24 protein-coding genes and 1 riboswitch are annotated in these 22,783 nt (G+C 63.6%); of the genes, 15 read left to right on the plus strand and 9 right to left on the minus strand.

Going from position 1 to position 22,783, the window contains the following annotated elements:
* The 3 genes from ABMA46_RS12075 to yghU all read left to right on the plus strand — a co-directional run.
* Positions 1 to 172: transposase (locus ABMA46_RS12075; protein ID WP_348999620.1), on the plus strand; the 172-nt coding region annotated here is incomplete at its 5' end.
* 201 nt (positions 173 to 373) lie between these two features.
* Positions 374 to 1,585: an MFS transporter gene (locus ABMA46_RS12080; RefSeq protein WP_348999648.1), complete on the plus strand. Its 1,212-nt coding sequence runs from the start codon at positions 374 to 376 to the stop codon at positions 1,583 to 1,585.
* A 291-nt stretch (positions 1,586 to 1,876) separates the two neighbouring features.
* On the plus strand, positions 1,877 to 2,749 hold the full coding sequence (yghU, locus tag ABMA46_RS12085) for a glutathione-dependent disulfide-bond oxidoreductase (protein WP_348999649.1): 873 nt from the start codon (positions 1,877 to 1,879) through the stop codon (positions 2,747 to 2,749).
* 34 nt (positions 2,750 to 2,783) lie between these two features.
* Here yghU and ABMA46_RS12090 read toward each other — a convergent pair whose 3' ends face one another.
* Together ABMA46_RS12090 and ABMA46_RS12095 are read right to left on the minus strand one after the other, a co-directional pair.
* Positions 2,784 to 2,966, minus strand: a complete 183-nt coding sequence (locus ABMA46_RS12090) for a YegP family protein (RefSeq protein WP_348999650.1) — start codon at positions 2,964 to 2,966, stop codon at positions 2,784 to 2,786.
* Between the two features lie 139 nt (positions 2,967 to 3,105).
* Positions 3,106 to 4,452 (minus strand): MFS transporter, encoded by a 1,347-nt coding sequence (locus ABMA46_RS12095; protein WP_348999652.1) that lies wholly within the window; start codon positions 4,450 to 4,452, stop codon positions 3,106 to 3,108.
* 236 nt (positions 4,453 to 4,688) lie between these two features.
* Between ABMA46_RS12095 and cyoA the strand changes: the two genes are divergently transcribed.
* The 12 genes from cyoA (at position 4,689) to ABMA46_RS12155 (ending at position 13,459) form a co-directional block, all read left to right on the plus strand.
* Positions 4,689 to 5,891, plus strand: coding sequence for a ubiquinol oxidase subunit II (gene cyoA, locus ABMA46_RS12100; RefSeq protein WP_348999654.1), 1,203 nt, complete (start codon positions 4,689 to 4,691; stop codon positions 5,889 to 5,891).
* 10 nt (positions 5,892 to 5,901) lie between these two features.
* Positions 5,902 to 7,899, plus strand: a complete 1,998-nt coding sequence (cyoB, locus tag ABMA46_RS12105) for a cytochrome o ubiquinol oxidase subunit I (protein ID WP_348999655.1) — start codon at positions 5,902 to 5,904, stop codon at positions 7,897 to 7,899.
* A gap of 6 nt (positions 7,900 to 7,905) precedes the next feature.
* Positions 7,906 to 8,532, plus strand: a complete 627-nt coding sequence (cyoC, locus tag ABMA46_RS12110; protein ID WP_348999656.1) for a cytochrome o ubiquinol oxidase subunit III — start codon at positions 7,906 to 7,908, stop codon at positions 8,530 to 8,532.
* Positions 8,529 to 8,924, plus strand: coding sequence for a cytochrome o ubiquinol oxidase subunit IV (gene cyoD / locus ABMA46_RS12115; protein WP_348999658.1), 396 nt, complete (start codon positions 8,529 to 8,531; stop codon positions 8,922 to 8,924). Before cyoC ends, cyoD begins: the two co-directional genes overlap by 4 nt.
* Complete coding sequence (locus ABMA46_RS12120) at positions 8,921 to 9,745, plus strand: SURF1 family protein (RefSeq protein WP_425475733.1); 825 nt, start codon at positions 8,921 to 8,923, stop codon at positions 9,743 to 9,745. The genes cyoD and ABMA46_RS12120 overlap by 4 nt, the downstream gene beginning before the upstream one ends.
* Before the next feature lie 38 nt (positions 9,746 to 9,783).
* Positions 9,784 to 11,100: an ATP-binding protein gene (locus ABMA46_RS12125; RefSeq protein ID WP_349000123.1), complete on the plus strand. Its 1,317-nt coding sequence runs from the start codon at positions 9,784 to 9,786 to the stop codon at positions 11,098 to 11,100.
* Positions 11,090 to 11,677, plus strand: a complete 588-nt coding sequence (locus ABMA46_RS12130; protein WP_348999659.1) for a response regulator transcription factor — start codon at positions 11,090 to 11,092, stop codon at positions 11,675 to 11,677. Before ABMA46_RS12125 ends, ABMA46_RS12130 begins: the two co-directional genes overlap by 11 nt.
* A gap of 158 nt (positions 11,678 to 11,835) precedes the next feature.
* On the plus strand, positions 11,836 to 12,201 hold the full coding sequence (locus ABMA46_RS12135; protein ID WP_348999660.1) for a lysozyme inhibitor LprI family protein: 366 nt from the start codon (positions 11,836 to 11,838) through the stop codon (positions 12,199 to 12,201).
* Positions 12,202 to 12,215: 14 nt separating this feature from the next.
* Complete coding sequence (locus tag ABMA46_RS12140; RefSeq protein ID WP_348999661.1) at positions 12,216 to 12,599, plus strand: hypothetical protein; 384 nt, start codon at positions 12,216 to 12,218, stop codon at positions 12,597 to 12,599.
* A gap of 74 nt (positions 12,600 to 12,673) precedes the next feature.
* Entirely contained in the window at positions 12,674 to 12,880 is a 207-nt protein-coding gene (locus ABMA46_RS12145) for a YodC family protein (RefSeq protein WP_348999663.1), read from the plus strand.
* Between the two features lie 146 nt (positions 12,881 to 13,026).
* The gene (locus ABMA46_RS12150) at positions 13,027 to 13,176 is read left to right on the plus strand and encodes a hypothetical protein (protein WP_348999664.1); all 150 of its coding nucleotides are present in this window, start codon (positions 13,027 to 13,029) and stop codon (positions 13,174 to 13,176) included.
* Between the two features lie 112 nt (positions 13,177 to 13,288).
* On the plus strand, positions 13,289 to 13,459 hold the full coding sequence (locus tag ABMA46_RS12155; protein WP_348999666.1) for a hypothetical protein: 171 nt from the start codon (positions 13,289 to 13,291) through the stop codon (positions 13,457 to 13,459).
* 466 nt (positions 13,460 to 13,925) lie between these two features.
* Here ABMA46_RS12155 and ABMA46_RS12160 read toward each other — a convergent pair whose 3' ends face one another.
* The 7 genes from ABMA46_RS12160 to ABMA46_RS12190 form a co-directional block, all read right to left on the minus strand.
* Positions 13,926 to 17,726, minus strand: coding sequence for a vitamin B12-dependent ribonucleotide reductase (locus ABMA46_RS12160; protein ID WP_348999667.1), 3,801 nt, complete (start codon positions 17,724 to 17,726; stop codon positions 13,926 to 13,928).
* A gap of 709 nt (positions 17,727 to 18,435) precedes the next feature.
* Positions 18,436 to 18,711: a hypothetical protein gene (locus ABMA46_RS12165; protein ID WP_348999669.1), complete on the minus strand. Its 276-nt coding sequence runs from the start codon at positions 18,709 to 18,711 to the stop codon at positions 18,436 to 18,438.
* Positions 18,712 to 18,825: 114 nt separating this feature from the next.
* The gene (locus tag ABMA46_RS12170) at positions 18,826 to 19,317 is read right to left on the minus strand and encodes an NUDIX hydrolase (RefSeq protein ID WP_348999671.1); all 492 of its coding nucleotides are present in this window, start codon (positions 19,315 to 19,317) and stop codon (positions 18,826 to 18,828) included.
* A 239-nt stretch (positions 19,318 to 19,556) separates the two neighbouring features.
* The gene (gpt, locus tag ABMA46_RS12175) at positions 19,557 to 20,054 is read right to left on the minus strand and encodes a xanthine phosphoribosyltransferase (RefSeq protein WP_348999673.1); all 498 of its coding nucleotides are present in this window, start codon (positions 20,052 to 20,054) and stop codon (positions 19,557 to 19,559) included.
* Positions 20,055 to 20,237: 183 nt separating this feature from the next.
* Entirely contained in the window at positions 20,238 to 20,675 is a 438-nt protein-coding gene (locus ABMA46_RS12180; protein ID WP_348999675.1) for a 6,7-dimethyl-8-ribityllumazine synthase, read from the minus strand.
* An 83-nt stretch (positions 20,676 to 20,758) separates the two neighbouring features.
* A riboswitch (FMN riboswitch) is annotated at positions 20,759 to 20,919 on the minus strand.
* 98 nt (positions 20,920 to 21,017) lie between these two features.
* On the minus strand, positions 21,018 to 21,848 hold the full coding sequence (locus ABMA46_RS12185) for a universal stress protein (RefSeq protein ID WP_348999677.1): 831 nt from the start codon (positions 21,846 to 21,848) through the stop codon (positions 21,018 to 21,020).
* An 84-nt stretch (positions 21,849 to 21,932) separates the two neighbouring features.
* Entirely contained in the window at positions 21,933 to 22,673 is a 741-nt protein-coding gene (locus tag ABMA46_RS12190) for a competence/damage-inducible protein A (protein WP_348999678.1), read from the minus strand.
* Between the last annotated feature and the right edge of the window lie 110 nt (positions 22,674 to 22,783).

Genomic DNA, 22,783 nt, shown 5'->3' on the forward strand with positions numbered 1-22,783 from the left:
CCGGAAAATCCCGTATCCTTACGACAAGGCGCTCTACCGCCAGCGCCACAAGGTCGAGAACCTCTTCGCCAAGCTTAAAGACTGGCGGCGCGTCGCCACCCGCTACGACCGATGCGCCCATACCTTCTTCTCCGCAATCTGCATCGCCGCAACCGTCATCTTCTGGCTCTGAAACAATGAGTCCTGAGCCTAGGCACAACTCGTTCTCTTTCGAAAAGCCGCGATCCGGTCTTCCCGGATGCGTCCGGGAAAAATATCCTCCCTTCGACCGATCGGAATGTCGGTTCGGCCGAAACCCGCGCGTCCTTGAGATACGATGTGACGTGCCCGTTCGCTTCGTCACGCCCTCGGCTCGAAGACATGGAGGATGGTCATGGCTGGTTCCTATCGATGGGTGATCGTCGCGGCGGGCGGCGTTCTCTCCTGTGTCGCCGCCGGAGCGGTGTTCTCGCTTCCGGTGTTTCTTCTGGCGATGTCGCGTGAAACGGGCTGGTCGGTGACCGGCATCTCCAGTGCCATGACCATCGGCTTTCTCGCCATGGCGTTCGCCAGCATGATCTGGGGGAGCCTGTCGGACCGGTACGGGCCGCGGCCTGTCGTGCTGGCCGGCTCCGTCATCCTGGCGGGGAGCCTTGCGCTGGCCAGCCGCGCGCCGTCGCTGATCGCCTTTCAGCTTCTGTTCGGCCTTCTCACCGGCGGTGCGGTCGCCGCGATCATTGTGCCGATGATGGCGGCCGTGACAGGCTGGTTCGACACGCAGCGCAGCCTCGCCGTCTCACTGGTTTCCGCCGGCATGGGCATGGCGCCGATGACGATGTCGCCGCTGGCCGCATGGCTGATCACCCAGTACGACTGGCGCACCGCCATGCTTGTCATCGCAGGTGTCTGCACGGTCGTCATGATCCCGACGTCGCTTCTGGCGCGCCGTCCCCCACGCATGGAGGACGAGCAGACGACAAACGGCGAATCTCCACAGCCCCTGTCCGGCATGACTGTGGCCCAGGCAGTGCGCTCGCCGCAATTCATCGTGCTGCTGGTCGCGAATTTCTTCTGCTGCGCCACGCATTCGGGGCCGATCTTCCATACCGTCAGCTATGCGGTGACCTGCGGCATACCGATCGGCATTGCCGTTTCCATCTACAGTGTCGAGGGCTTTTCCGGCATGTTCGGCAGGCTGGCCTTCGGCATCATGGGCGATCGCTTCGGCGCCCGGCGCGTGCTGGTTGCCGGGCTTCTGGCGCAGGCATTTGGCGTGCTCGCCTATGCGTTCGCCGGCCAACTCGGCCAGTTCTACGGCGTCGCGGCCGTCGTCGGTTTCATCTATGCAGGCGTGATGCCGCTCTACGCGGTTATCGTGCGTGAGAATTTCCCGGCGAGCATGATGGGAACCATCATCGGCGGCACTGCCATGGCCGGCAGCCTCGGTATGTCGACCGGGCCGCTGCTCGGCGGGCTGATCTACGACAACCTCCAGAACTACGCCTGGCTCTACGTCGGCTCTTGGGGAATGGGCATAGCCGCCTTCGTGATCGCCATGATGTTCAAGCCGTTCCCGAAGCCCGCGCTTGCGCCGGCAGCGGCCTGACTTGCACAAACGCGGGCTCCAGTGAGGGGCAGCGGTTTATTCAAGCGACAGGCCGCCGCTCCTGGCTGGTCACTGGCCTCTGGTTGGAGACGGCCCCGACGGTCGCACCCGCCTCTCGCCGGAGTTCCGCCCTGTCGCCTGCCGATATTTCTTGCACTCTTGCCGGCACGGTTTCCGCAAATCATTCATTTGTTCAAAAACTATTGGACTTGACCGGTTGAATCGGAACCGGCACGGCTTATGTCTTTGGGGCGAAGCCGCGCCGCCCGCTTCCAAATTGGGGATTTGAAAATGACTGAGACCTATACGCCGCCGAAAGTCTGGACATGGGAAAAAGGCAATGGCGGCCAGTTCGCCAACATCAACCGGCCGGTTTCGGGCGCGACGCATGAAAAGGAATTGCCGGTTGGAAAACATCCCTTTCAGCTCTATTCGCTTGGCACGCCGAACGGCCAGAAGGTCACCATCATGTTCGAGGAACTGCTGGCGGCGGGCCACACCGGCGCCGAGTACGACGCCTGGCTGATCGACATCGGCAAGGGCGACCAGTTCGGCTCGGGCTTCGTCGAGGTCAACCCCAACTCCAAGATCCCGGCGCTGCTGGATCGCTCCGGTCCGGCTCCGGTGCGGGTCTTCGAATCCGGCGCGATCCTGATGTACCTGTCGGAAAAATTCGGCGGCGCCTTCCTGCCCAGCGAGCAGCCGGCGCGCGCGGAGGCGCTCTCCTGGCTGTTTTGGCAGATGGGCTCGGCCCCGTTCCTCGGCGGTGGCTTCGGCCACTTCTACGCCTACGCGCCGGTCAAGATCAAATACGCGATCGACCGCTACGCCATGGAGACCAAGCGCCAGCTCGACGTGCTCGACAAGCGCCTGGCCGACAACGAATACGTCGCCGGCTCCGAATACACCATCGCCGACATGGCGATCTGGCCGTGGTACGGCGGCTTGGTGAAGGGTTGGCAGTACGGCGACGCGGCGACGTTCCTGTCCACCGACGAGTACAAGAACGTGAACCGCTGGGCGAACCAGATTTTCGCCCGTCCCGCGGTGACGCGCGGCCGCAAGGTCAATCGCACGTCCGGCGATCCGGCCAGCCAGCTTCGCGAACGCCACGACGCTTCCGACTTCGACACGAAGACGCAGGACAAAGTCGCCGCCGAATAGCGGCCTTCAACCGGCCTGGCCCCGCCCCGCGGGATCAGGCCGGATTGCAGGTCATGCCATTGCGGCGGGCGTTGTCGATACAATCCTGCCTGTTGGAATAGCCTTGCGTCGATGCGCCGACGATCCGGCCGTTCGATGCCGTGCGCCGCCAACGCCAGCCATCGTTGCCATAATAGATTTCCCAGGTGTCGCCGTTCTTGTCAGTGCAACTTGCCATTGCAAGGTCTCCTTTCGAGACCTTTGACGTATTGCGATTCGGCCGGGGTCTTCCACGAATTGACTGCAACCATAAATAGCACATGTCGGCCGCAGCGGTTGCAGGCGCCGGGTTGGCTAAGGGCTACGCGCGCAGCCACTCACTCCATGTCCGCCGGGTCCTGAGTGGGGCGGTTGCGGGCGACCCACAGCGCCAGAAGCGTGCAGATCGCGCCTGACAGCAGGTAGGCGCCGGCGGCGATCAGGCCGAAATTGCCGGCGAGCAGCAGTGCCGCCAGCGGCGCGAAGCCCGCTCCGAACATCCATGCCAGGTCGGACGTGACGGCCGAGCCCGTATAGCGATGCCCGCGCGAGAAGCTCGACGCCACGGCGCCCGACGATTGTCCGAAGCTCAGGCCGAGCAGGATGAAGCCAACGACCATGAAGGCGCTTTCGCCGACGATGCCGGCATCGAGAAGTTGCGGCGCGAAGCCGCTGAAGGCGGCGATGGCGACTGCCGATCCGCCGAGCAGGGCGCGGCGGCCGATGCGGTCGGCGACGAGCCCGGACGCGACGATGGCGCCGACGCCGAAGACGGCAGCGACGGCCTCGATGATGAGGAAGCGTTCCGGCCCTTCATCGGTGAAAAGGAACACCCATGACAGCGGAAACACGGTGACCATGTGGAACATGGCGAAACTCGCCAGCGGCGCGAAGGCGCCGGCGACCACGTTGCGGCCTTCCGCCCTGATGGTTTCCCTGATGCGGGTGGGCTGCAGGTCGCCGCTCTCGAACAGTCTCGAGAATTCGGGAGTGACCACGATGCGCAGGCGCGCGAACAGCGCCACCACATTGATGGCGAAGGCGACGAAGAAGGGATAACGCCAGCCCCACGAGAAGAAATCGTCGGCCGAGAGGTTGGCGACGAAGAAGGCGAACAGCGAGCTGGCCACGATGAGGCCGATCGGCGCGCCGAGCTGCGGGATCATGGCATAGAAGCCGCGCCGGTTCGGCGGCGCGTTCAGCGCCAGCAGGGAGGGCAGGCCGTCCCATGTGCCGCCGAGCGCAAGTCCCTGTCCGATGCGTGTCAGCGCCAGCAGCCAGATCGAGATCGCGCCGACATCGTCGTAAGCCGGCAGGAAGGCCATGGCGACGGTCGACGTTCCGAGAAGGAACAGGGCGATCGTCAGCTTCGAACCGCGCCCATAGGCGCGATCGACCGCCATGAAGATGACGGTTCCGAAGGGACGGGCGACGAAGGCGAGGGCGAAGATAGCGAAGGAGTAGAGCGTTCCCGCCAGGGGCTCGTGGTTCGGAAACACCAGTTTCGGGAACACGATCACCGAGGCGATCGCATAGACGAAGAAATCGAAGAATTCCGACGTCCTGCCGATAATCACGCCGACGGCGATGTCGCCCGGATTGACCCTGCCGTGATGCGAGCCGACCAGCCCGGAGGCGTCTCCAGGGGCTGGACTTGTGTTTTTGGCGGTCGAAACGCTGGCCATCAGTTCCGCTTCAGCTCGATTGATATTGTATTCGCAACGGCGATGATTACCATCCCCCAGGTGCGCGGCCCCAAGGTGCATGACCTTTGCCTTGCGCTCTTGTGCCGAAATCGGCCCAGGCGGGGCATTGGACAAATTGTCCAATGTCGCCGACCCGGCCGTCCCGGTAGCCGTCTGCTCATGCCGCAACCCGATATGGAAGGCGGCCCGATGATTCAGTTGTCGAAGGCAGCGTTATGAGACGTTTCAAAACCCTGCTCCTGTTGCCGCTGGCCGGATTGCTCGGCGGTTGCAATCTCGTCGTCCTGTCGCCGGCCGGGGACGTGGCCATGCAGCAGCGCGATCTCCTGGTCGTGTCGACGCTGCTGATGCTGCTCATCATCGTCCCGGTCATGGCGCTGACGGCCCTGTTTGCCTGGCGCTACCGGCACACCAATACGGCTGTGCCCTATGAACCGGACTGGGACCATTCGACGAAGCTCGAGCTTATCATCTGGGCAGCGCCCCTGATGATCATCATCTGCCTCGGCGCCTTGACCTGGCTGGGAACGCATCTTCTCGACCCTTACCGGCGCATCGATCGCCTGGCGCCCGGCCAGCCCGTCGCGCAGGAGCAGAAGCCGCTGTCGGTCGAGGTCGTGGCGCTCGACTGGAAATGGCTGTTCATCTATCCCGACTACGGGATCGCGTCGCTGAACGAGCTGGCCGCGCCGGTCGACCGGCCGATCGATTTCCGCATCACCTCGTCCTCGGTGATGAATTCCTTCTATATTCCCGCCCTCGCGGGGCAGATCTACGCTATGCCCGGCATGGAGACGAAGCTTCACGCCGTCATCAACGATCCGGGCACCTATACGGGCTTCTCGGCCAACTACAGCGGCGCCGGCTTTTCCGGCATGCGCTTCGCCTTCCACGGGCAGTCGGCGGAGGACTTCGACAAATGGGTGGCAGCCGCGAAGGCCGACGGCGAGACGCTGGACCGTGCCCGCTACCTCCAGCTTGAAAAGCCCAGCGAGAACGTTCCGGCGCAGACCTTCGCCTCCGTCGACGCCGATCTCTACAACGCCATCCTCAATATGTGCGTCGATCCCGGCAAGATGTGCATGAGCGAGATGATGTCGATCGACGAGAAGGGCGGTCTCGGGCTTGCGGGCGTGCGCAACACGCTGCCGCTGGAATACGACAAATATGCGCGCCGCGGCGCGGTCTTCGGCCCACGGCCATCCTATGTGGCGGGTATCTGCACGGCCGAGGAGGCTGCTGCGGCCGCCCGCGCCGGCCGCGAGGCCAGCGCATCGCAGTCGCAGCCTCTTCTGCGCGACCTGTCGCCCGTTCGCGGCTTCGGCCTGATCCGGCCGCGCGCCGGTGGCGGCACCTCGCAGGACCGTCATGCGCAGACCGAGCCCGTTTCGGGCCGGTCGTCGCCACGCGAACTTTGAAGGAAGGCCGATGCCTGACTCGCTCACCAGATTCATTTTCGGCCGGCTTACCTGGGAGTCCTTTCCCTTCCACGAGCCGATTCTCGTCGCCACGTTCGCCGTCGTTGCGCTGGGCGGGATCGCCCTCGTCGGCGTGCTGACCTGGTTCCGCCTCTGGGGGTATCTGTGGAAGGAGTGGTTCACCAGCGTCGATCACAAGAAGATCGGCATCATGTACATGGTGCTGGGTCTCGTCATGCTGCTGCGCGGCTTCTCCGACGCCATCATGATGCGCCTTCAGCAGGCGATCGCCTTCAACGGTTCGGAAGGCTACCTGCCGGCGCACCATTACGACCAGGTCTTCACCGCGCACGGCGTCATCATGATCTTCTTCGTGGCGATGCCCTTCGTCACCGGTCTGATGAACTTCGTCGTGCCGCTGCAGATCGGCGCGCGCGACGTGTCCTTCCCGTTCCTGAACAATTTTAGCTTCTGGATGACGGTCGGCGGCGCCATACTGGTCATGACGTCGCTGTTCGTGGGCGAATTCGCCCGCACCGGCTGGCTGGCCTATCCGCCGCTTTCCAACATCGGCTACAGTCCTGACGTCGGCGTCGACTATTACATATGGGCGTTGCAGATCGCCGGCGTGGGGACGACGCTTTCGGGCATCAACCTGATCTGTACGATCATCAAGATGCGCGCGCCGGGCATGACCATGATGCGCATGCCCGTCTTCACCTGGACGTCGTTGTGCACCAACGTGCTCATCGTCGCCTCCTTCCCCGTGCTGACCGCCGTGCTGGCGCTGCTGGCGCTCGACCGCTACGTCGGCACGAACTTCTTCACCAATGACTTCGGCGGCAATCCGATGATGTATGTGAACCTCATCTGGATATGGGGTCACCCGGAAGTCTACATCCTGATCCTGCCGCTGTTCGGCGTCTATTCCGAGGTCACCTCAACCTTCTCCGGCAAGCGCCTGTTCGGCTACACCTCGATGGTCTACGCCACCGTGGTCATCACCATCCTGTCCTATCTGGTGTGGCTGCATCACTTCTTCACGATGGGCTCGGGCGCCAGCGTCAACTCCTTCTTCGGCATCACCACCATGATCATCTCGATCCCGACGGGCGCGAAGATGTTCAACTGGCTGTTCACTATGTATCGCGGCCGCATCCGCTACGAATTGCCGATGATGTGGACGGTGGCCTTCATGCTGACCTTCGTCGTCGGCGGCATGACCGGCGTGCTGCTGGCGGTGCCTCCGGCCGATTTCGTGCTGCACAATTCGCTCTTCCTCGTGGCGCATTTCCATAACGTCATCATCGGCGGCGTGCTGTTCGGCCTGTTCGCGGCGATCGCCTACTGGTGGCCCAAGGCCTTCGGCTTCAGGCTCCAGCCCTTCTGGGGCAAGGTCTCGTTCTGGTGCTGGGTCGTCGGCTTCTGGCTCGCCTTCATGCCGCTCTACATACTCGGCCTGATGGGTGTGACGCGGCGCATGCGGGTGTTCGACGATCCCTCGCTGCAGATATGGTTCCAGATCGCTGCCTTCGGCGCATTGCTGATCGCCATCGGCATCGCCGCCTTCCTGATCCAGATCTTCGTCTCGATCCGCAATCGCGAGGCGCTCGCCGACCCGACCGGCGACCCCTGGAACGGGCGCACGCTGGAATGGTCGACCTCCTCGCCGCCGCCGGAGTACAATTTCGCCTTCACGCCGGTGGTGCGCGACAACGACGCCTGGTGGGACATGAAGGAGCACGGCTACAAGCGGCCTCTATCGGGCTTCCGGCCGATCCACATGCCGAGCAACACCGGTGCCGGTATCATCCTGGCCGGCTTGAGCGTCGTCACCGGCTTCGCGTTGATCTGGTACATCTGGTGGCTCGCAGCACTTGGCTTCGTGGCGCTGCTGGCCACCGCGATCGGCCACACCTTCAACTATCACCGCGATTTCCACATTCCGGCAGCGGAAGTCGACCAAACGGAAACGGCGAGGACCGAGCTCCTTGCCGCACAGGGCTGATACCGCATGGCATCGATGGCGAAAACGGCCGGTGACGAGCCGGTCTTCTACCTGAAGGACGAGCACGACCACGCCGAAGGCGGGTCGACCATGCTCGGCTTCTGGATCTACCTGATGAGCGACTGTCTCATCTTCGCGATGCTGTTCGCCGCCTATGGCGTGCTGGGCGGCAATTACGCGGCCGGCCCCGCGCCGAAAGACCTGTTCGACCTGTCGCTGGTGGCGCTCAACACCACCATGCTGCTCTTGTCGTCGATCACCTACGGCTTCGCCATGCTGGCGATGAACAGGGACCGCGTGGCGGCGACGCAGGCCTGGCTCGCGGTGACCGGCCTGTTCGGCCTGGCCTTCCTGTCGATCGAGCTCTACGAGTTCCATCACATGATCGCCGAGGGTGCGACGCCGCAGCGCAGCGCCTTCCTGTCATCCTTCTTCACCCTGGTCGGAACGCACGGCCTGCACGTCACCTCGGGCATCGTCTGGATGGTCACGCTGATGGTGCAGGTGGCGCGCAAGGGCCTGATCCCGGCCAACCGTCGCCGCCTGATGTGTCTCAGCCTGTTCTGGCACTTCCTCGACATCATCTGGATCGGCGTCTTCACCTTCGTCTACCTGATGGGGATGCTGCGATGAGCGCCCATGACCACGCCGACCATGATCATGCCGGCCATGACAATCACGCTCATGGCGAGACGACCGGGCACGGCTCGCTGAAAGGCTACCTGACCGGGTTCGTCCTGTCGGTGATCCTGACTGCCGTTCCGTTCTGGCTGGTGATGACCGGGGCGATCGACAACAAGCAGGCCACGGCCTTCGTCATCATGGCGCTGGCGGGCGTGCAGATCGTCGTCCACATGATCTTCTTCCTGCACATGACCCCGTCCTCCGAAGGCGGCTGGTCGATGCTGGCCCTGATCTTCACGATCGTCGTTCTGGTCATCGTCCTGTCCGGCTCGCTGTGGGTCATGTACCACCTCAACGTCAACATGATGCCGTCGATGCAGCACATGCGGGAGATGCCGTGAGCCCGCCGGCGGGCGCAGGCTGTACCCACGTCATGAACGATGCGATCGGAAGCGGAGAGATGGGCGGCAAGGTGGCCGCGGCATCCGTTCGGTCGCTGGCAACCCGCATTTTCCTCGCCGCGCTCGCACTGGCCGGCGTCGCCGTCTTCGTCGCCCTCGGCGTGTGGCAACTCGAGCGCCGGGTCTGGAAACTGGATCTGATCGCTCGCGTCGAGAGCCGCGTCCATGCGCCGGCGGTCGATGCGCCCGGACCTGACGAATGGCCCGCCGTGAACGCCGCCGGCTACGAATACCGCCATGTCCGGCTGACCGGCCGCTTTCTCGACAAGCCGGCCACGCTGGTGCGCGCGGTGACCGACCTCGGCGGCGGCTACTGGGTGCTTTCGCCGCTGCTGACGGACCGCGGCTTCGTCGTGCTGGTCAATCGCGGTTTCATCCCACCGGAGAAGAAGGCCGCGTTCAGCCGGGCAGGGGAGGCGCCCGCCACGGAAACCACCCTGACCGGTCTCCTGCGCATCACCGAGCCGAAGGGCGGTTTCCTGCGCTCCAACGATCCCGCGAGCGAGCGCTGGTATTCCCGCGATGTCGCGGCGATCGCCGTAAGGCGCGGGCTGGGCGATGTGGCGCCATACTTCGTGGACGCCGACGCCGCTGCAGCCAATGCCGACGACGGCTGGCCGCGCGGCGGGCTGACCGTCATCCATTTCCGCAACGCGCACATGGTCTATGCGTTGACCTGGTTCTCGCTGGCGGCGATGCTCCTGCTTGCGCTGGCCAGGCCGTTCCTCGGCAAAGGGCGTGCGGACAGGCGGGACGCGTGATGGACCAGAGAGAGCCGCCCAACTCCGGAACGTCGGTGATGGCATCGCCTGTCGGGGACAGGGTGCCGGCCGCCGCCTCGGCGTCCAATTCCGACGCGACGAACCGCAAGAACCTGCTCCTGCTCATCCAGTTGCGATGGCTGGCCGTGGCCGGGCAGGTGCTGACGATCCTGCTGACGCAATACTGGTACGGGATCGCGCTGCCGCTCGTGCCGATGAGCCTCGTGGTGCTGTTCCTCGTCGCGCTGAACGGCTTCAGCCTTTTGGTGCTGCACGGCCGCGCCCCCGTCACCAATTCGCAGCTCTTCATCGCGCTGGTCTTCGACATGGCGGCGCTGACCATCCAGCTCTATCACAGCGGGGGAGCGGCCAATCCCTTCGTGTCGCTCTACCTCCTGCAGATCACGCTGGGCGCAGCGCTGCTTACCACGCGCTCCACCTGGATCCTGGTGGCGGCGGCGTCTATGTGCTTCGTTTTCCTGATCTACGTCTTCGAGCCGATCACCGTGCCGAGCCACGGCGACGATCTGCTCGAACTGCATATCCGCGGCATGTTCATCTGCTTCGTGCTGGCGGCCGGGCTGATCGTGCTGTTCATGACGCGCATCAACCGCAATCTGCGCGAGCGCGACGCCTTCCTCGCCGATTTGCGCCAGCGCTCGGCCGAGGAAGACCATATCGTGCGCATGGGCCTGCTGGCGTCTGGCGCCGCACACGAACTCGGCACGCCGCTCTCCACCATCTCTGTCATTCTGTCCGACTGGCGCCATATGGGCGCGGTCAAGCGAAACCGCGAGATGGCGGGCGACGTGGAGGAGATGCAGGCGCAGATCCAGCGCTGCAAGCACATCGTTTCCGGCATCCTGATGTCGTCCGGCAATGCCCGCGGCGAGGGTACGATCCGCACCACCGTGCGCAGCTTTCTCGACGGGCTGATGGAGGAATGGAACACCACGCGCCAGCCGTTGGCGATGCCGTGGGAAAACGACTTCAATCCCGATGCGCCGATGGTGTCCGACACCGCGATCAAGCAGGTGATCTTCAACGTGCTCGACAACGCCCTCGAAGCCTCGCCGCACTGGCTGGGCGCAATCGCGGCGCGGCGCGGCGACAGGTTGGTGATTACCGTGGAGGATCGGGGGCCGGGCTTCGACAAGGCTATTCTGGCCGCGCTCGGCCAGCCCTATATGTCGAGCAAGGGCAAGCCGGGGAGAGGTCTTGGCCTGTTCCTTGTCGTGAATGTGCTGCGCAAGCTGGGAGGGGATATTTCGGCCGAGAACCGGCCGCAGGGAGCCCGCGTCACCCTTTCGCTGCCTTTGGCGGCGCTGACCGATGGAGACGAGCATGATACCTGACCGATCCGGGACCGGGAGCGATGCATCCGATGCCGACCCTTCTGCCGCTACTGGCCGATCGCTGGTCATCGTCGAGGACGACACCACCTTTGCGCGCACGTTGAAGCGCTCGTTTGAGAAGCGCGGCTATCAGGTTGTCCTGTGCCCTGACGGGAGCGAATTGGCCGCGGTGCTGGAAACCCTCGCGCCCGACTACGCCGTGGTGGACCTGAAACTGGGCACCGGCTCGGGGCTGGAATGCGTAAAGCTGCTTGCCGCTCGCGATCCCGACATGCGCATCGTCGTCTTGACCGGCTTCGCTTCGATCGCCACGGCCGTCGAGGCGATCAAGCTCGGCGCCTGCCACTATCTCGCCAAGCCCGCCAACACCGACGACATCGAGACCGCCTTCGGCCGCGCCGAGGGGGACGTCTCGGTGCCGCTTTCCAGCCGCCCCACCTCCATCAAGAACTTGGAATGGGAGCGTATCCACGAGACGTTGGTGGAAACAGGCTTCAACATCTCCGAGACCGCCCGCCGTCTCGGCCTGCACCGCCGCACGCTTGCCCGCAAGCTGGAAAAACGCGTGGTGAAGTAGCTCTGTGGCGGTCAGTCGCCGCAACCGACAAGCGGCCACCGGCTGTGCACCTGATCCGCAAATCTAGACCATATGGTAACCGTGTTTGCCATGGATTTATTGTCAGACTTATACTCTGCCGGTTAGCGTCGGTCGTTTCCAATTGAGGGGTGAAACGAATGCGCAGACTGGTCATGGCCTTTGCCGCACTACCATTGTTGGCTGCCGCCGCACTTGCGGACAGCGATCCGGGCGCCGATTTCCAGAAGGCGGACAAGGCGCTCAACTCCACTTTCAGGCAGGTACAGAGCCGACTCTCGGACGATTCCGGCGGCAAGGCGCGGCTCGTCAAGGCCCAGCGGGCGTGGATCGCGTTTCGCGACGCCGAATGCACCTTCCAGTCCAGCGGCGAGGACGGCGGCTCGGCCGCCCCGCTGGTTGTCGCTTCCTGCAAGGCGGAACTGACGACGCAACGCACGAAACAGTTGAAGGCGTATCTGAACTGTCAGGAAGGCGATCTTGCCTGCCCGGTGCCGGCACAGTGATGCGGAGGAACAGCATGCCGAATTTCAGGATGAGATATGTGCTGGTCGCGCTTGTGCCGCTGGCGGTGGCCGGCTGCGTCAGCAGCAAGGAACAGCGCGCGATGGACCGCGACACGTGTTCGTCTTACGGCTACCGGCCCAAAACCGACGCATTCGCCGACTGCATGATGGAGCAGAACACGCGGCGCGCGGACGACGAGCAGCGCTATCTGGACCGCATGCACGCGCAGGAACGGCGCGACAAGGAGCGCAAGAAAGCGCGCCGTCAAAGGGACGACAGCTATATCGACCCGAGGCCGAGCTACGACAGGGACGGCAATCCGAACTTCGATACCAAAGGCAATTACCAGGGATGCCACGGTATCGGTTGTGAGGTCGACAATCCCGACGATGACTAGTCCAGCCACGCCATCCGGCTTGCCGCCTCGGTTTTATGAGCATACCCTCACCAAAGAGGTTGAGGGAGGAAACGATGGCGAACACCTTCAAGATCGGTGATGTGGTCAAGCTCAGGTCCGGCGGCCCCCGGATGACGGTGGCCGAAACCGGCGCCGCTTCGGGCTCGGTCCTGTGCCATTGGTTCAACCGCAACGACGACGTCTGGTCGCCGCAGCACGCCGGGTTCAAGGCGGACCAACTTGTGCAGGTCACCGACGACGCATCGCGCGACTCGGACTAGGACGTTCGAGCGAGAGGCGCAATCCGGCGCTCGGACGGCTCCGATTCTCGAAAAAAGGGCACGAGACGCCGCCGCGTCTTCAACCCTGCTTGCGAACGGGAACTTTCCGGCTCGCCCCTTGTTCCTCAGGGAGCAAGGAGGCTCCCATGGCTGATTATCTCTGGCTTTTCGCCACCGCCGGCGGCGCGTTCATCCTCGGCGCCGCGATCATGTACGGCGTCATGCGCCAGCGCCACCTGTCGTCTGGAGAGCAGGCGAGGCAGGATCGCAAGGTGGACCAACTCTACAATCGATGACGACATGTGTGGCGCGTTCTTGCCGCATCTGCGCTCCTCCTTTCGATCGGCTTGCCGCGCTTGCACCTTCGGTCGTCCGTGGTTAGACAGCGACGGGAATTAAGGGGTATACATGCGGGAAAAACTCGAAAAACTCGCGCAGTTGCTGCGCGACGAGCAGAAGAAGCTCCTGGCCGCCGCCGCCGAGACGAGCGGCCTGCCCAGCCAAAGCGCCCTCCAACGCGTCGCCACGCTCGAACTGAATATCTCGGCGATCGAGAATACGCTGCAGGATATGGGGTAGGGGCGCTGCCGGGCTGGTTGATGCTTCGGGCATCAGTTAGCGCTCTCCCGGGTGAAAGCTCCTCACATCGTCATCCTGGCCAAGCGAGCGAAGCGAGCGCCGAGCCGGGATCCAATCCGTGACCTTGGTGATGTTCCGGAATAGATCCTGGATAACCGAACGCCGCTACGCTCTGTTCGGTTTCCGGGATGACGGCTTCCATATGTTGCGCTTCTAGGACGACGATGCGCTGTGGGAACTGGACGCCGTCTGCAACACCATCATCGCCGATGTGCGGGACGTAAACTTGAAGCCTTGGCGTGATAGGAACACCCTTCATCCGACTTCACGGAGCCTATCCTCGGAATTGCCGAAGGCAATATCCGAGGCTCGGCCACATTCTCCCACAAAAACAGCAGGTGACGTCGACGTTCAGCTTGCCTTCCGACGTTTCAGCGCCTTGTCGACAACCCTAGCTCCGACAGCTTCAGCTACACCCGCTAGTCGCTCCACACGTGTCGCACTTCTCGCAGGTTCCGTTCCGTACCATCGTAAAATTCTGGCACTCCGAGCACATGTTGCCGGTGTAGCCCTGCATCACCGCCTTGGCGCGGCGTTCGGCGGCGAGCGCCTTGGCGGCGGAGGCGTCGGCCTGGGCCTTGTCGGAGAACAGCGCCGTGGTGTCGGACGGTTCCTCGCTCTCGAACAGGTCGGGCAGGTTCTCGTCGGCGATCTCTTCCGCCAGTTCCTTCGCCCGCTCCTCGTAGTCGCGCTTGTAAGCGAGCGCGTCGTCGGAGGCCGGCTTCAGCGCCAGCACGTTGGAGCCGGCGAAGGCCGTCGGCGCGGCGCGGGCAGGAGTTGCGGAAGGCGATCCGGCCTGGCCGCCGAAGCCCTTGGGCTCGCCGCCGGCGCCCGACACCAGCTTCACCGGCGAGGCGCCGCGATAGAGGCCCTTGGAGAAGGGCGTCGTCTTGCCTTCCGAAATGCCGCGGCCGAGCGAAGTCTTGTCGAGATCCGACTGGTCGACGTGGGCGAGGTCGTGGCGCGACAGGTAGGACACGGCAAGCTCGCGGAACACGTAGTCGAGGATCGACGTGGCATTCTTGATCGCGTCGTTGCCGATGACCATGCCGGCCGGCTCGAACTTGGTGAAGGTGAAGGCCTCCACATATTCCTCCAGCGGCACGCCGTATTGCAGGCCGAGCGAGATGGCGATGGCGAAGTTGTTCATCATCGCGCGGAAGGCGGCGCCCTCCTTGTGCATGTCGATGAAGATCTCGCCGAGCCGTCCGTCGTCGAACTCGCCGGTGCGCAGATACACCTTATGCCCGCCGATGACGGCCTTCTGGGTGTAGCCCTTGCGGCGGTTCGGCAGCTTCTCGCGGTCGCGCACCACCTTTTCGACGATGCGCTCGATGATCTTCTCCGTCACCTGCACCGCCCTGGCGGCGGCGGGTGCGGCGACCAGCGCCTCGATGGTGTCGTCCTCGTCATCCTCCTCGTCGGCGATCAGCGAGGCATTGAGCGGCTGCGACAGCTTGGAGCCGTCGCGGTAGAGCGCGTTGGCCTTCAGCGCCAGCTTCCAGGACAGCATGTAGGCGCTCTTGGCATCCTCGACGGTCGCCTCGTTCGGCATGTTGATGGTTTTCGAGATGGCGCCCGAGATGAAGGGCTGCGCTGCCGCCATCATACGGATGTGCGATTCCACCGAAAGATAGCGCTTGCCGATCTTGCCGCAGGGGTTGGCGCAATCGAACACCGGGTAGTGCTCTTCCTTCAGGAATGGCGCTCCCTCGAGGGTCATGGCGCCGCAGACATGGATGTTGGCGGCCTCGATCTCCTTCTTGGTGAAGCCGAGCGCCGGCAGCATCTCGAAGGAGAAGTCGTTGAGCTGCTCATCGGTGAAGCCGAGCGTCGTCTTCACCCAGTCAGCGCCGAGCGTCCACTGGTTGAACACGAACTTGATGTCGAAAGCCGATTTCAGCGCCGCGTTCAGCGCCGCGATCTTCTCGTCGGTGAAGCCTTTTGCCTTGAGCGTGGAAGGGTTTACGCCCGGAGCCTGATTCAAATTGCCGTGGCCGACCGCATAGGCGTCGATCTCGGCGATCTGGCTCTCGGAATAGCCCAGCGTGCGCAACGCCTCCGGCACCGCCGCGTTGATGATCTTGAAATAGCCGCCGCCGGCCAGCTTCTTGAACTTCACCAGCGCGAAGTCGGGCTCGATGCCGGTGGTGTCGCAGTCCATGACCAGGCCGATCGTGCCGGTCGGCGCGATGACGGTGGCCTGCGCGTTGCGATAGCCATGCTCCTCGCCGAGCTCGATGGCGCGGTCCCAGGCGGCCTTGGCATGCTCGCCGAGCGCCGCCTGCTTCAGGTCGGCATGGACGAGAGGCACCGGATTTACTGACAGCTTCTCGTAGCCGTCCTTGTCGCCATGGGCGGCACGGCGGTGGTTGCGCATGACACGCAGCATGTTGTCGGCGTTGCGGTCATAATCAGGGAAGGCGCCGAGTTCGGAGGCCATCTCGGCCGAGGTGGCGTAGGCCGTGCCGGTCATGATGGCGGTGAGCGCGGCACAGATGGCGCGGCCTTCGTCCGAATCATAGGGGATGCCGGAGGTCATCAGCAGGCCGCCGATATTGGCGTAGCCGAGGCCGAGCGTGCGGTAGTCGTAGGAGAGCTTGGCGATTTCCTTCGACGGGAACTGCGCCATCATCACCGAGATTTCGAGCACCATGGTCCACAGGCGCACCGAGTGCTCATAGGCGGCGATGTCGAAATTGCCGTCCGCGTTGCGGTAGGGCAGCAGGTTGATCGATGCCAGGTTGCAGGCCGTGTCGTCGAGGAACATGTATTCCGAGCACGGGTTGGATGCGCGGATGGCGCCGGCCGCCGCGCAGGTGTGCCAGTCGTTCATCGTGGTGTTGAAGTGCAGGCCGGGATCGGCCGATGCCCAGGCGGCGTAGCCGATCTTTTCCCACAGCTCGCGTGCCGGAATCTCTTTGTGAACTTTTCCGTCTATGCGGCGGATAAGCTTCCACGCTTCGTCATTCTCCACCGCGCGCAGGAAGTCGTCCTTGAGCGAGACGGAATTGTTCGAATTCTGACCCGAAACCGTCAGATAAGCCTCCGAATCCCAGTCGGTATCGTAGGTCGAGAACTGGATGGACGTGTAGCCCTGCCGCGCGAACTGGATGACGCGCTGCACGTAGTTCTCCGGCACGGCGTCCTTCTTGGCGTCCTTGACGGCCCGCTTCAGCGCCGGGTTCTTGTTGGGGTCGAAGCACTCGCCATTGTCGGCCTCGCAGTTCACGCAGGCCTTCATGATGGCGTCGAGATGTCTCTTGACGATCTTGGAGCCGGTCACCAGCGAGGCGACCTTCTGCTCTTCCTTGACCTTCCAGTCGATGAAAGCCTCGATATCGGGATGGTCGGCGTCGACGATCACCATCTTGGCGGCGCGGCGCGTCGTGCCACCCGACTTGATGGCGCCGGCGGCGCGGTCGCCGATTTTGAGGAAGCTCATCAGGCCGGACGACTTGCCGCCGCCCGAAAGCCGCTCGCCTTCGCCGCGCAGGTGCGAGAAGTTGGAGCCGGTGCCGGAGCCGTATTTGAAAAGGCGCGCCTCGCGCACCCACAGATCCATGATGCCGCCCTCATTCACGAGGTCGTCGCCGACGGACTGGATGAAGCAGGCATGCGGCTGCGGATGCTCGTAGGCGGATTTCGACTTGGTCAGCTTGCCGGTGAACGGATCGACGTAGAAATGGCCCTGGCCGGGACCGTCGATGCCATAGGCCCAGTGGAGGCCGGTGTTGAACCATTGCGGCGAGTTGGGGGCCACGCGCTGGGTGGCGAGCATGTAGGACAGCTCGTCCATGAAGGCCTGCGCATCGTCTTCCGACTTGAAATAGCCGCCCTTCCAGCCCCAATAGGTCCAGGTGCCGGCGAGACGGGTGAAGACCTGGCGGGCATCGGTCTCGGAGCCATAGCGCTCGTCCTCCGGCAGTTTTGCCAATTCGGCCTCGTCGGCCACAGAACGCCACAGGAAGGAGGGAACAGCGTTCTCCTCGATCTTCTTCAGCCGCGCCGGCACTCCGGCCTTGCGGAAATACTTTTGCGCCAGCACATCGGTGGCGACCTGGGAGAACTGCGCCGGCACGTCGATGTCGGCGAGGCGGAACACCACCGACCCGTCGGGATTCTTGATCTCCGAAATGGCCTTGCGGAATTCGATCTCCGCATAGGGAGACTGCCCCGCCTTGGTGAAGTGCCGCTCGATGCGCATCGTCCTGTCCCTTTGTCTATATATAGCGCTTTGCCAAAGGGATTTCCCGCCCTTTTCGGAAAGCGCAAGTCCACCGTGACCGGCCATCGCAAGGATGCCCGGCTTTCCCGATCGCGCTTGCCCTGGAAATGCCCGCTCTTGCCTCGTGCAAGCCGCCTTTCGGCAAGGGTTTCCGGGACCTGCGCGGGTCCCTCAACTCTGATTTTTTGCCTCGGCGTCATGCCGAGGCGGATCACATTATCTAGCGTCGAACCTATCCGCAAACACTAAATATAGTGTTAACAGACAATTTATTCCAGTCCGACAATGCTCCTTTTTACCGTCATCAAGCCGCAACGACCCACACGCCCGCAAGCCTGCGGTAGAGGCGAAATTGCGAGTGAAAACGCACATAATCCGGGAAAAAGACCGGGCTCGAAACTTTCCGGCCGCGTCCGCAACCAGAACGCATGGCCTATAAAAGGCGACTCGTTCGGAGCCGTCAAGGATTCGTTTTTATCGTTTTTGTGACCCCAACATCTTGTGTGTTGTGTGTGTGGATAACGGGGGAAAAAGCGGCGTGGACGAGCGCCCTGTGTCGACGGCTTTTCGCCAGACGGAATTGCGCATCGTCAAGAAAACGGGAGCGGCATCCGGCAACGGTCCTGTCAGTCGCAAAAGACCCGACCGGTGGGCGCCGGTCGGGTCTTGAATCGCGGTGCGGCTGGACTCAGCTGCAGACAGTGATTCTCTCGACCACCCGCCGGTGGTGTCGCCAATGCGTCACGCGTTTGGTCTCGCAGATCTGGCGGTGGTGCTTGTGATGACGCCACTCGCGGGCATGGCGCCTGTCCCGGTCGCGGTGGCGCCAATGACCGTCTCTGTCCGAAACGCTGCTGGAGTGGGAATACACGTCATGCTTGCGGATGATGATCTCGTCCGCGGAAGCGGCAAACGGCGCGGAAGCGCCGATAGCCAGGGCAACTGCAAAAATCAGGCTTTTCATGATGTCCTCTCGTGACGGTTGGACAATGAAACGATCTGCCTGGCCCTGCCGTTCCCGGCAGCGCGACTTTTTGATGAGGGGGCGTCGGCAGGAAGCCGCTCCGACCTGGGGGCGTCAGGCGGTATAAAGCTCGGGATCGGCCGAAAAGGCGGCGATGATCTCGCCCAGATCCGGCTCCGCGACCTGACGTGCGGCCTCGGCGCCCGAGAACCATCGCCGCTCGCGTTCGCGGCGCTCCTTCCACTTGTCCGCCACATCGATGACCCGCAGCGGATAGACGAGAACCTCGCAAGGCACGTCCTGCCCGTCGGCGAGGGACTTGGCGTAAAAATAGCGGCCGACCTCGACATGGGAGATCGTCCCGGAAAGTCCGGCCTCTTCGCCGGCCTCGCGCGCCGCGGCCTCGCTGAGCGGTTCGCGGGCTTCGGGCCAGCCTTTCGGAAGTACCCAGCGGCGGGTTTCGCGGCTGGTAATGAGCATGATCTCAAGCCCCGATTCGCCGATGCGCCAGGGCAGGGCGGCGACTTGCAGCCGGCAGGGAACGGCGCCGAACAGCCTGCGCACCCTTTCCGCCAGTTGATCGTTCGTCCTTGGCCCGCTCAGCACGACAAGCCCTCGATTCGTTTGCCGTCTTACGAATCCTACGGCCAATTATGCGCAAAAAAAGTAAAAATTCGCGCATATCCCGCCAGAATCGAAGGCAAGGTGCGTTTCCGCCGCCGCAAGGGGTGCGAAAAGCCCATGCGCGATGATCGAAGCGCATGGGGAAAGCCGACCCGCCATCCAGACAGGCTATGTGATTCGTGTGACAGCTTCACATGGGCGGCGGCACCGCCTGCACGGTTCTATCCGGCGTGGTCGTCGGCGATCGGCTTCTGATAGGTGAAACCCATGTCCCAGGGAAAATAGATCCAGGTGTCCTGGCTCACCTCGGTCACGAAGGTGTCGACCAGCGGCCAGCCTTTCGGCTTTGCATAGACAGTGGCGAAATGTGCCTTCGGCAGCATGGCGCGCACCACGCCGGCGGTTTTCCCGGTGTCGGTCAGGTCGTCGACGATCAAGATGCCGGCGCCTTCGTCGGTGAGCAGGGCAGGGGAAATCTCCTTCAGCACCTGCATCTGCCCCTGACTGGTATAGTCGTGATAGGAGGCCACCGAGACCGTCTCGATCACTCGGATCCCAAGCTCGCGCGAGATGATGGCGGCCGGCACCAGCCCGCCCCGCGTGATGCACACAATCGCCCGCCACGGCCCGTTGACGCCCGAGAGCCGCCACGCCAGCGCGCGCGCATCGCGGTGGAACTGGTCCCAGGAAACTGGAAAAGCCTTTTCGGGAAGGGACATCGACGCACTCCGCAGGCGCGCCAGCCGCGCACTCTCGATTGGAATGCGCGCGGAATTAGCCGGAAACGGCCGTGTTTGGCAAGGTGGCGTGCCGACAGCGAACGGTATTTCCACACGGTGACGGATTTTTCTCTCCGCCACGGCGCAAGGCCGGGACGGAGAGAAATCTAGGCGTGTTCGCCGTTACGCCGCTGCCAGCATGGCGCGCGTCCTGCCGATCGTCAGCGCGGCCAGTGCCGCCTCGCGCCCCTTTTGGACGAAATGCTCACGGAAAATGCGCGTATGGTGCTCGGTCTCCTGGTAGTGGTGCGGCGTCAGCGACACCGACAGAACCGGCACGCCGCTGTCCATGCCGGCACGCATCAGGCCGTCGACCACCGCCTGCGCCACGAAATCGTGTCGATAAATGCCGCCGTCTACCACGAAGGCGGCTGCCGCGACTGCCGCGTAGCGGCCCGAAGCTGCGAGATCGCGCGCCAGCAGCGGCATTTCGAAGGCCCCCGGTACGTCGAAGACATCAACCTGCTCGCGGGGAATGAGTTCGAGGAAGCCGTCGAGCGCCCGGTCGACGATATCGGCATGCCAGCCGGCTTTGATGAAGGCGTAGCGGGTGTGTGTCATCGGTATCACCTTTCTCGTAACAGACACGTCACCCAAGGCGATAACGAGCAGGGACCATGCACCTTGCGGCGCCAAGAAAACCCGCGCGTTCTCTTTCATCCGGACTGTAACCGTCGGCCCAGGCATCGCACCTGATCTGCTGACCCTTCCCGAGCCTGTTTCGTCATCGGGAAGGCGCTCGCGGGCTCGCAGGACCTGCCTGCATACCGCCGGTGGGGAATTTCACCCCGCCCTGAGAACGGAGCGAAAGTAGATATGCCGACGGCGCTGCGCAAGAGACCAGTTGCCGGCACGCGCCAAGCCAGAGATGCGAGCTGGATGCGCCTCCCGATCCTGGTGCGGCTAGCGCGACAGGAACGCCGCCACCGCACCGGCACGCAGCACCGAGCGGGTGACGCCGCCGAAGATCAGGCGGCGAAGCCAGGAGTGGCTGTAGGCGCCGAGCACCAGAAGGTCCGCGCCGGTCGCGCTCAGATGGTCCTGGATCACGTCCTCCATGGAGGCGCCGCCCGATTTCACGGCCGCCACCGAGACATTGGCCCCGTGGCGCGACAGGCTGGCCGCGATCTCGCTGCCGGCGTCGACGCTGCCGTCCAGGTCTTCCGGCGGATCGATGATGAGGATTTCGGTCAACTCGGCCTGGACGATGAAGGGCAGGGCGTCGAAGGCGGCCCTCGCAGCCTCGCGGCTGCCGTTCCAGGCGATGAGGATGCGGTTGAAGCTCGTCACCATCGGCCCTGAATGGGGCACGACGAGAACCGGCCGCCCGGCGTCATAGACCAGCGCACCGATATCGGCGGTGGAATCGCCGCCTTCCTCGCCCTGGCCGGCGACGACGAGATCGGCTGCGCGCACGCTCGACAGGGCGGAGATCGCGCTGTCGCCGGAGAATGTCTCGAGGCTGCGCCATTCCAGCGACAGGCCCGATCCTTCGGTCCGCTGCGTGAACTCGGCCTTCAGCTTGCCGGCCCGCTCCTTGTTGAGGTCGGCCGAAACCTGCAGGAATTCGGTGTCCGGAAAGCCGCTGGCGGAGGTGTAGGGCACCGGCATCGCTTCCGCGTGCACACCGATCAGATGCGCTTCGAACTGCCGGGCCAGCGGCAGCGAGCAATCCAGCACGCGCGCCGCGTCGCGTTCGTTCTGAAGGATGGCGACGATGGTCTTGATCGGCATGGCTCTCTCCCTCATTGATCGCATCCCGGCATCATAGCACGGACCGCCGCCCGGAAACGTCTTTTCCGGTGTCGCAGTTCCCGCTCAACCGGCCTTTGCGAGTTCGGCGACCATTGCCTCGACCTCGGCGCGGGCTGCTTCCAGCACCTCGGCGGAGCGCGCGCGCACGACGAGCTCGGTCCAGAATTTTCCGTCGCCATACTTGGGATAGGAGCCGATGATGGTGTCCGGGTGCCGCTTCTGGATTTCGGCCAGCGGCCCGCCGATGACACCTTCGCCGAGCGGGCATTCGACCGATGCCGACAGCATCTTCGTTCCGGTCTTCAAGGTGGGCACGACGTTGTCGAGCATGGCCTGGAAGATCGACGGGACGCCGGCCATGACGTGTACATTGCCCATGCGGAAGCCCGGCGCGATGGAGACCGGGTTGTCGATATGATCGGCGCCGCGCGGCATGCGCGCCATGCGCTTGCGCGCCTCGGTGAACTCGATGCCGCGCTTGGCGTAGCTTTCCTCCAGCATGGCGTAGGCCTTGGCGTCGTATTCGCACGGAACGCCGAAGGCTTTGGCGACCGAATCGGCGGTGATGTCGTCGTGCGTGGGGCCGATGCCGCCGGTGGTGAAGACATAGGTATAGCGGGCACGCACGGCGTTGAGCGCCGCGACGATCTCGTCCTCTTCGTCGGGAACGATGCGGACCTCCTTCAGGTCGATGCCGATGGCGGTCATGATGTCGGCCAGATGGCCGATATTCTTGTCCTTGGTACGGCCGGAAAGGATTTCGTCGCCGATGACCAACATGGCGGCGGTGATGATGTCAGGCATGGGGAGAACTCCGGGAGGTATCGCCGTCAATACCGCGCGGACGTGACCGGGGCAACGCCGGAACGATGGTCGGGTGCTGTCCGGCGTTGTCTCGACGGCAATGCCGGTTA

It is taken from the genome of Mesorhizobium hunchu, assembly GCF_040081975.1.
Lineage (GTDB): Bacteria > Pseudomonadota > Alphaproteobacteria > Rhizobiales > Rhizobiaceae > Mesorhizobium > Mesorhizobium hunchu.